Annotated in this window: 9 protein-coding genes and 3 tRNA genes; 6 read left to right on the plus strand and 6 right to left on the minus strand. The window is 61.0% G+C overall.

Annotation, left to right across the window (positions count from 1 at the left end):
• Positions 1-8: 8 nt before the first annotated feature.
• Genes QD408_RS22470 through QD408_RS22480 form a run of 3 tightly spaced genes read right to left on the minus strand, consistent with a single transcriptional unit; the run spans position 9 to position 2,347 of the window.
• The gene (locus tag QD408_RS22470; protein WP_414140814.1) at positions 9-1,028 is read right to left on the minus strand and encodes an alpha/beta hydrolase family protein; all 1,020 of its coding nucleotides are present in this window, start codon (positions 1,026-1,028) and stop codon (positions 9-11) included.
• Positions 1,029-1,059: 31 nt separating this feature from the next.
• The gene (locus QD408_RS22475) at positions 1,060-1,569 is read right to left on the minus strand and encodes a hypothetical protein (RefSeq protein WP_414140815.1); all 510 of its coding nucleotides are present in this window, start codon (positions 1,567-1,569) and stop codon (positions 1,060-1,062) included.
• A 4-nt stretch (positions 1,570-1,573) separates the two neighbouring features.
• Positions 1,574-2,347 (minus strand): NAD kinase, encoded by a 774-nt coding sequence (locus tag QD408_RS22480; protein ID WP_088685479.1) that lies wholly within the window; start codon positions 2,345-2,347, stop codon positions 1,574-1,576.
• Between the two features lie 209 nt (positions 2,348-2,556).
• On the opposite strand from QD408_RS22480, the gene QD408_RS22485 reads away from it, so the two are divergent.
• Positions 2,557-2,632, plus strand: a tRNA-Thr gene (locus QD408_RS22485).
• Positions 2,633-2,749: 117 nt separating this feature from the next.
• Positions 2,750-3,073, plus strand: a complete 324-nt coding sequence (locus tag QD408_RS22490; RefSeq protein WP_414140819.1) for a hypothetical protein — start codon at positions 2,750-2,752, stop codon at positions 3,071-3,073.
• A gap of 183 nt (positions 3,074-3,256) precedes the next feature.
• Here QD408_RS22490 and QD408_RS22495 read toward each other — a convergent pair whose 3' ends face one another.
• Positions 3,257-3,415 (minus strand): hypothetical protein, encoded by a 159-nt coding sequence (locus tag QD408_RS22495; protein WP_190237542.1) that lies wholly within the window; start codon positions 3,413-3,415, stop codon positions 3,257-3,259.
• Positions 3,416-3,624: 209 nt separating this feature from the next.
• Here QD408_RS22495 and QD408_RS22500 point away from each other — a divergent pair, with 209 nt between their 5' ends.
• Positions 3,625-4,365 (plus strand): hypothetical protein, encoded by a 741-nt coding sequence (locus QD408_RS22500; RefSeq protein WP_414140816.1) that lies wholly within the window; start codon positions 3,625-3,627, stop codon positions 4,363-4,365.
• Between the two features lie 6 nt (positions 4,366-4,371).
• On the opposite strand, the gene QD408_RS22505 is transcribed toward QD408_RS22500, so the two are convergent.
• Positions 4,372-5,064 (minus strand): AprI/Inh family metalloprotease inhibitor, encoded by a 693-nt coding sequence (locus QD408_RS22505; RefSeq protein WP_414140817.1) that lies wholly within the window; start codon positions 5,062-5,064, stop codon positions 4,372-4,374.
• 36 nt (positions 5,065-5,100) lie between these two features.
• Complete coding sequence (gene rlmB, locus QD408_RS22510) at positions 5,101-5,991, minus strand: 23S rRNA (guanosine(2251)-2'-O)-methyltransferase RlmB (protein ID WP_088685482.1); 891 nt, start codon at positions 5,989-5,991, stop codon at positions 5,101-5,103.
• A 202-nt stretch (positions 5,992-6,193) separates the two neighbouring features.
• Between rlmB and QD408_RS22515 the strand changes: the two genes are divergently transcribed.
• The 3 genes from QD408_RS22515 to QD408_RS22525 all read left to right on the plus strand — a co-directional run.
• Positions 6,194-6,278: transfer RNA gene (locus QD408_RS22515), tRNA-Tyr, on the plus strand.
• Between the two features lie 24 nt (positions 6,279-6,302).
• Positions 6,303-6,376: transfer RNA gene (locus QD408_RS22520), tRNA-Gly, on the plus strand.
• 279 nt (positions 6,377-6,655) lie between these two features.
• Positions 6,656-6,902: GTP-binding protein (locus tag QD408_RS22525; protein WP_034884511.1), on the plus strand; the 247-nt coding region annotated here is incomplete at its 3' end.

Here is a 6,902-nt window from a genome sequence, read left to right on the forward strand (position 1 = left end):
CTTTTGGCCTATGTCGTCGCACCGGTGTCGACGCTCTGAAACAACGCTGCCGACAGATCGGCGACCTCCTCATGAATGGCTGCGCGCTCGATGCCCGGGGGATCGGTGAAAAGCTCTGCCGCAAAGGCAAAGCCAAGACCGGTGCCTTCGGGCAGAAAGACGTAATGTCCAAGGCCGCCGCCGAAGATTTTGAGAGCGCTGTGCGGGAGCCGTGCATGCAGCCATGACGAACATTCTTCGGCTGGTGCCGCCCTGTCGGCATCGCCGACGAGAATAAGGGCGGGTGCGTCGACGGCTTTGAGACTTTCCTCGCTGAAGCCGAGAACGGAGCGACCCGGCGCGCAGACCAGTGCCGCCTTGATTCTGTCGTCCCGGTAGGAGTTCGACATGCGGGACCATGATTCGCGAAACACCTCACTGGTGCGAAGCAATGTCGGAATATGATCGGCAAAGTCGGGGAATTCCCGCGGTCCGCGCGGGCCGTCAGGCTTCAACCTCGACGGTTCGAACTGCGAGAACTGGGCGATGGCCCCGAGCAGCAGCGTTACGCTGTACGCTCCAGCTGAAAATCCCGCCGCGTACACACGCGATATATCGATATGGCCCGAGAGATCACCCAGCCAGTCGCCACTGTGGTCTAGCATGAAGCTCAGATCCGGCGCCCGCTCCCAAAGGCAGGCAAAACCTTCGGCACGGTAGGGCTCGATGCCGGTATTGCCATGGTGGCTGACGCCGAGCGCTGCAAATCCGCGATGGACCAGGCGTCGTGCCAGCCATTCCAGCCCGGCCGCCGAGCCGCCGGTGCCATGCGACAGAAGAACGAGAGGGTAGGGTCTTGCTGCGGGCCGAATGGGTGCGTCGTGCGCGACCGCGGCCTTTTGGAACCAGCTTCGCTTCTGGAAATCACTTTCCTGCGCCTCGTCGACGGCGGGGTACCATAGTGACCAGCTGATGGGTCTGGGGCCGTCCGCGTCCCAGTTCGGCCTTTTCTCGTCGTAGAGGACGCCGTCGCGAAAGCCCAGTTTCATCTCTAGAGAGTCTCCGAGCCGGCTTCGCCGTTCAATTCGTCGCCTTTTCCACGGTGATGTCGCCGAATTCGTCGATCAGCACCGTCCAACCGTTCGGCTCTGCCGCAGGGTCGGTCTTAAGATAGATGGTCGCGAAGAGCCCCGGTTGCTTGATGATGCCGGTCGAATTCTCAGGGCGTATGTCGGTGACGTAAGGCTTCAGGTCGCTGAATTCCTGCAGCTCGATGGTCGAGACGATCGCCGGGCCACTCTCGGCCTGGGCAATCTGCTGCAGATAGATCTTGGAGGTTTTGTCCGGCTGGCGGACGGCAAAGAGCTTGTAATAGCCGTGGCGCTGTGCGCCTTTTTCCCCGGGTTTGGCAATGGCCTCGCCGCCGCTCGGCGCCCGCTCGATAGCCGGCGAGTTGCCGTCGTCCTCCCAGTAGCCGGTGCTGGTCGCGAAAATCACCGAAGCCGGCAGGATGGCATCCTGCGCGGGGGCGGCTGCAGCCGACATCCCGACCAGGAAAGCCGTCGTTATCAAGAGGCGTCGCATTGCCATCGTCTCAATCCTTGAACTGCTCGGCGAGAATACGGTCGGACCACGAGCGGTCGGGATCGGAAAGGATGCGCGCCGTCATATGCTCCGACTGGGCGATGCGGACATGCAGCACGGATTTGACCTCGGTATTGTCGGCCACCGCATTCACCGGGCGCTTGATCGGCTCGAGAACGTCGATATCGACGGTCACCTTGTTTGGAAGCAGGGCACCCCTCCAGCGCCGCGGTCTGAAGGCGCTGACCGGGGTCATCGCTAGCAGCGGCGCCTCGAGCGGCAGGATCGGACCATGGGCGGAAAGATTGTAGGCCGTCGACCCGGCGGGGGTCGCCACCATCAGCCCGTCGCAGATCAGTTCCTCCAGGCGCACCCGTCCATCCACCACGACCCTCAGATTGGCGGCCTGATAGGATTGGCGGAAAAGATAGACTTCGTTGATGGCGAGCGCGGTCGTGTTGGTGCCGTCGGCATTGGCCGTCGTCATTTTCAGCGGCCGAAAGGCATTTTCAACGGCGGCGCAGATGCGCTCCTGAAGCCTGTCGGTGCGATAATCATTCATCAGGAAGCCGACCGAGCCGCGATTCATGCCGTAGACCAGCTTGCCGGAGTTCATGGTACTGTGCAGCGTCTGCAGCATGAAACCGTCACCACCGAGCGCCACGATGACGTCGGCCTCCTCCGCCGGTACGTCGCCATAGATGCGAATCAGTTCTTCGCGCGCGGCGAGCGCCTCCATCGTCGGTGAGGCTATAAAGGAAAGCGTCTGAAATGACCGGCCCATGCAATGCCCTTTGTGAAGCTGCTCTAGCTAAAGGATAAAGGGCTGGTGCGACAAGGGCTTTTGCATTGCGAGCTGTTTTGGGCCGATACCAATCGTCAATGACAACAGGTGAGATGGTCCGGCGATACCTTCCGCCTGGCGCGGGCGGCGGCCGCACAGGGATGGATTTTTCTTTACAGAAGCGCAGAATCTGCTAGTTGGCAGCTGTTGCCCTTGTAGCTCAGTTGGTAGAGCACCTGATTTGTAATCAGGGGGTCGCGGGTTCGAACCCTGCCGGGGGCACCATTTTTTGCGCGGGATGCGCATTTCCTTTCATCTGATGAACCTTGCGTGAAGGACCGCTTCAGCGGCGATTCAGCCGCGCCTGCTTATGTTCGCCTCATCATCAACGAGGTAACAGCCATGAAGCTTGCACATCTCTTTCTCGCCGCAATCATTTCCGTGGGTGCGGGCGCTGCGTCCGTCGCACCGGCCGCCGCCATGCCGGCCGAGCGGCCGGCGGCGACGACGCAAGGCGATATCGTCCAAATTCGTGATGGCTGGCGACGTGATCACGACCGTGACGATCGTGACGGGCGCGGGTGGCGTGATGAGGACGATTGGCGCCGGTCCGACTGGCGCGATGATCGCCGTCAATGGCGGCGGTGGCGTGCCGAGCGGTGGCAAGAGCGCCGCGAGTGGCACCGTCGCGATCGCGATATACCCTTTTGGCTCTACCGCAGCTGATGATGATAGCCCGGCTTGTCCGGGCTATTTTTCTAATGAGTGAGAGGTTCGTTGACGCTCGCTTCGATCCTGTCGCCATTGCCGGTCTGGCCGGCACCGGAAGGCGGCATCCTCGCGATAGGCGTTCAATCCTCGTTCTGTTTCGGGATTAACGCGTGATCGTCGCCCGCATTCACAGCTGTTCTATTGCACTGTTCCCGGTGTCGCGGGGCCGGGTGCGGTCGGCGACAGGGGATCGGGCTGGTGGACGGGGTGCGTTGTGTCCACCCAGATGATACTCAGAATGATCCCGACGAAGACCGCGATGAAGAGGACACCGAAAATCAGTGGTCGAATGGCCATGGGGCGGATATTCCTCCTTGCCTCTGGTCGGTTGCTGCAATCGGTCGTCGCCCGATCATAGTGCGCCGGAGCATCTTTCCAAGGCAAAAATGGATTTTCCCGGTATAGAGCGAACGCCCTGCGGTCGTAGCCGGCACTTGATTTCCATCTGTCGCGGCGGATCGAAACATGTCACAGATACCGGAAACATGGGGAAGCGGGGAGCTGTGATGAAGCGGGCGGTTGCGACATCGGTCATCATGGCGGCATTCGTTTCCCTTGCCGGCGCATCGGAAAATGCCGCAGTCTTCGACAAGCCGGTGAAAGTGGACGTCGTGGCGCTGCCGAAGGATGAGCTCAATCCCGGTGCGAAGCCGAAGATCAGTTGCAGCCGTTATCCAGGCTTCATGGTCAAGGAAGTCGATCTCGGTGACGTCGGCGCCGAAAAGCTGGCGCTGCTCACTGCGGATGCGCCTTGCGAGCGTGCCGATGAGCGCGAACGAGTCGTCGAGGACGACACCGCCGGCTACTTTATGGGCGCCAGCGGCGGTTTCGTCTTTTTCCGCGCGGCGGATGGGTGGAACGGCGGGCAGCCGTTCGTCGTCTATGATGCGACAACGGGTGAGCGGCTGCTGAACGATTCTCTGGATCGCGATGATTTTGCCGCGATCAGGAGCGGTAAGGGAGAGCTGACCCTCGATTTTCGCCGCGTCTACACGGCTTCGTGCTCTCTCTATCTGGAGGGGACTGTTTGCGCGAAAGCGATCGCCGCCGATACCGGCCTGTTGCCGGAGCAACTGCCGGATTGTGCCGCCGCCTACAAAGCGGAAATGAAGCGCAGTCCCGACTATGCCAAGGAAATCGAAAAGCTGCCGAGCGTCATCGTCTATCCGGTCGAGCTGATCTACGCGGCAGGCGATACCGCGCGCAGGCCGACGGGCGGAGCGACCGCCTGCTGGACGCCGAGCTGATCGAGATTACTGACGCACCAGCGAAAGCGGCTTGCCGCCCTCCTGCTTCGACTTGTCGAAATTACCATCGGCACGCATGTCGAAGGCAAGCGACGAACCATCATGGCTCATCAGCGTGAGACCGAAACCGTCGATATGCCAGACCGCGAGCTTCAGCCTGGCGACATTCGCAGCGCAGTCACTGGAGAGTGACATCGGCGCGTTGCCGTCTGCCTGGGCATTGTCCTTGAGGGTGACGATGCAGAGCTTTTCGCCGTCCGGCCTCTGCATCGTCCATATCCCGGCAAGGTTGCTGAAGGTTGGCAGGCGATTGATCCCCTCTGGCGCTGCGAGCAGCAGGAGCGGCGCGCCGTCTTCCGTCTTCATCGGCGAACCCTCGTTCTCGATGAAGCGGGCGAGCACCTTGCGCGTCGCATCGATCAGGATGAGGCCGCCATTGCCGTCGAAATTCCAGGCAGCGGCTTCGGCAAGCGCCGGCAGCGGCTTCGCGCAGGAATCCTGGCCGGAAAGCGAATGGCCGCCGATCGCCATGTCGGTTTCCAATGTTATCCGGCATCCGGCTGCGCCATCCTCTGGGGCAACGAGATAGGTTCCCGCCTGCGCCTTGATAATATCGGGATCGATCTCCTGTCCGCATGCCGCGCCGCAGACAAGGAGCGTCGCCGCCGAAGCGGCGAGCCGAAGAACGAAACGGATCATGACAATTCCCCTTTGTCCGGTCCGCCTCTGGACCGCTTATGCTTTCAAGTATAGCCGCGCCGCGTAAAGCGCGATCGCCGCTGCGTTCGAGACGTTCAGCGACTTGATCGCGCCGGGCATGTCGAGGCGGGCAAGCGCGCCGACGGTCTCGCGCGTCTTCTGCCGCAGCCCCTTGCCCTCGGAGCCGAGCACCAGAGCCACCTTCTCGCCGGAGAAGGTGCCCTCGAGCGGCGCCGGTCCTTCCGAATCGAGGCCGATGGTGGAGAAGCCGAGCTTGTGCAATTCACCGAGCACATCGGCGAGATTGGTGATCTGTATATAAGGTATCAGTTCCAGCGCGCCGGAGGCGGATTTGGCGAGCACACCGGACTCGGTCGGGCTATGTCTCTGGGTAGTTATGACCGCGCCGGCATTGAAGGCGACGGCCGAGCGCATGATCGCGCCGACATTGTGCGGATCGGTGACCTGGTCGAGGACGAGCAGGAGAGGGCTGTCCTTCAGCGCTTCCAGCCGGCGCACCGGAAGCGGCCGTGTTTCCAGCATCACGCCCTGATGGATAGCGTCGGGGCCGAGGACCTTGTCGATCTCCTGCGGTGAGACGATCTCGACGGGAATGCCGAGCGCCTCGACATCGATTTCGAGCCGGGCGAGCGCATTCTGCGTCGTAAACAGCTTGATCTTTTTGCGCTCGGGATTGTCGAGCGCCGCGCGCACCGTATGCAGGCCATAGAGATGAACCTGGTCGGGGGCGAGGGCCGGCGGCTTCCAGTCTTCAGCTCCGCGCTTGCGCTTTTGTGGCTGCGGCGTCGGGATCTCGCCGCGCTCACGCTTGGCGTCGCGGTGGGCTCGCCGAAGATTGGCGTAGTGCGTATCCTTGGCGGATGGGTCTGTGACGGTCTTGCCGCCGGATTTCTTGTCTTTGCTCATGCGGCTTTATAGCCAGGGCGCTCGTCGTCGCATAGGCCTTCTTTCATATGCCGGCTTTCGGCGGCGAATGAAATTTTTCGTGTTTTTTCCGTAGTCATCGTGTTGACAGACTGAAATGCTCCGGTCATATACGCGGCGCAGACGACGGGCGGCAACGCTTCGAAGTCTGACGAACTTGGTCTTCAAGATCCGGACGAAAACTGGAGAGATGCCCGAGTGGTTAAAGGGGACGGACTGTAAATCCGTTGGCTCAGCCTACGTTGGTTCAAATCCAACTCTCTCCACCATTCGTCATTGGATCTGACCATCCCGCGGGTATAGCTCAATGGTAGAGCAGCAGCCTTCCAAGCTGAATACGCGGGTTCGATTCCCGCTACCCGCTCCAGTTTCCCTTTGAAGCCAGTCCATACGATCGTCGCATCATATGCGTGGATACTCCTGCGCTGCCGAGAACGCGTGGTCCACTCATTTTTCCCTGGGATTTCAGCGAATTTCGAGGGGGCTTTGGCGAATCGCCTTGCAGGCGGCGAATTGTCCCCCATATGCGCTCTCACGCCAAGAATGGCGTCTGCAATTAAGTCTTGCGCAATTTCGCCGAAAGCCTTAAACGGCGGCACTAAACCGGTTCGCCGGGGCCACCATTTCGTTCACAGGAAGCATTCAAATGGCAAAGAGTAAGTTTGAGCGCAACAAGCCGCACGTCAACATTGGCACGATCGGCCACGTTGACCACGGCAAGACGTCTCTGACGGCAGCGATCACGAAGTACTTCGGTGAGTTCAAGGCGTACGACCAGATCGACGCGGCTCCGGAAGAGAAGGCGCGCGGCATCACGATCTCGACGGCGCACGTCGAGTATGAGACGCCGAACCGCCACTACGCGCACGTCGACTGCCCCGGCCACGCCGACT

The sequence above is a fragment of the Rhizobium sp. BR 249 genome, assembly GCF_047445895.1.
In the GTDB taxonomy this organism is placed as follows: Bacteria; Pseudomonadota; Alphaproteobacteria; order Rhizobiales; family Rhizobiaceae; genus Rhizobium.

Excerpts from the sequence above, each read along its gene's own strand:
- QD408_RS22470 (WP_414140814.1), bottom strand. The coding sequence starts at position 1,028 with ATGAAACTGGGCTTTCGCGACGGCGTCCTCTACGACGAGAAAAGGCCG.
- QD408_RS22475 (WP_414140815.1), bottom strand. The coding sequence starts at position 1,569 with ATGGCAATGCGACGCCTCTTGATAACGACGGCTTTCCTGGTCGGGATG.
- QD408_RS22480 (WP_088685479.1), bottom strand. The coding sequence starts at position 2,347 with ATGGGCCGGTCATTTCAGACGCTTTCCTTTATAGCCTCACCGACGATG.
- QD408_RS22490 (WP_414140819.1), top strand. The coding sequence starts at position 2,750 with ATGAAGCTTGCACATCTCTTTCTCGCCGCAATCATTTCCGTGGGTGCG.
- QD408_RS22495 (WP_190237542.1), bottom strand. The coding sequence starts at position 3,415 with ATGGCCATTCGACCACTGATTTTCGGTGTCCTCTTCATCGCGGTCTTC.
- QD408_RS22500 (WP_414140816.1), top strand. The coding sequence starts at position 3,625 with ATGAAGCGGGCGGTTGCGACATCGGTCATCATGGCGGCATTCGTTTCC.
- QD408_RS22505 (WP_414140817.1), bottom strand. The coding sequence starts at position 5,064 with ATGATCCGTTTCGTTCTTCGGCTCGCCGCTTCGGCGGCGACGCTCCTT.
- rlmB (WP_088685482.1), bottom strand. The coding sequence starts at position 5,991 with ATGAGCAAAGACAAGAAATCCGGCGGCAAGACCGTCACAGACCCATCC.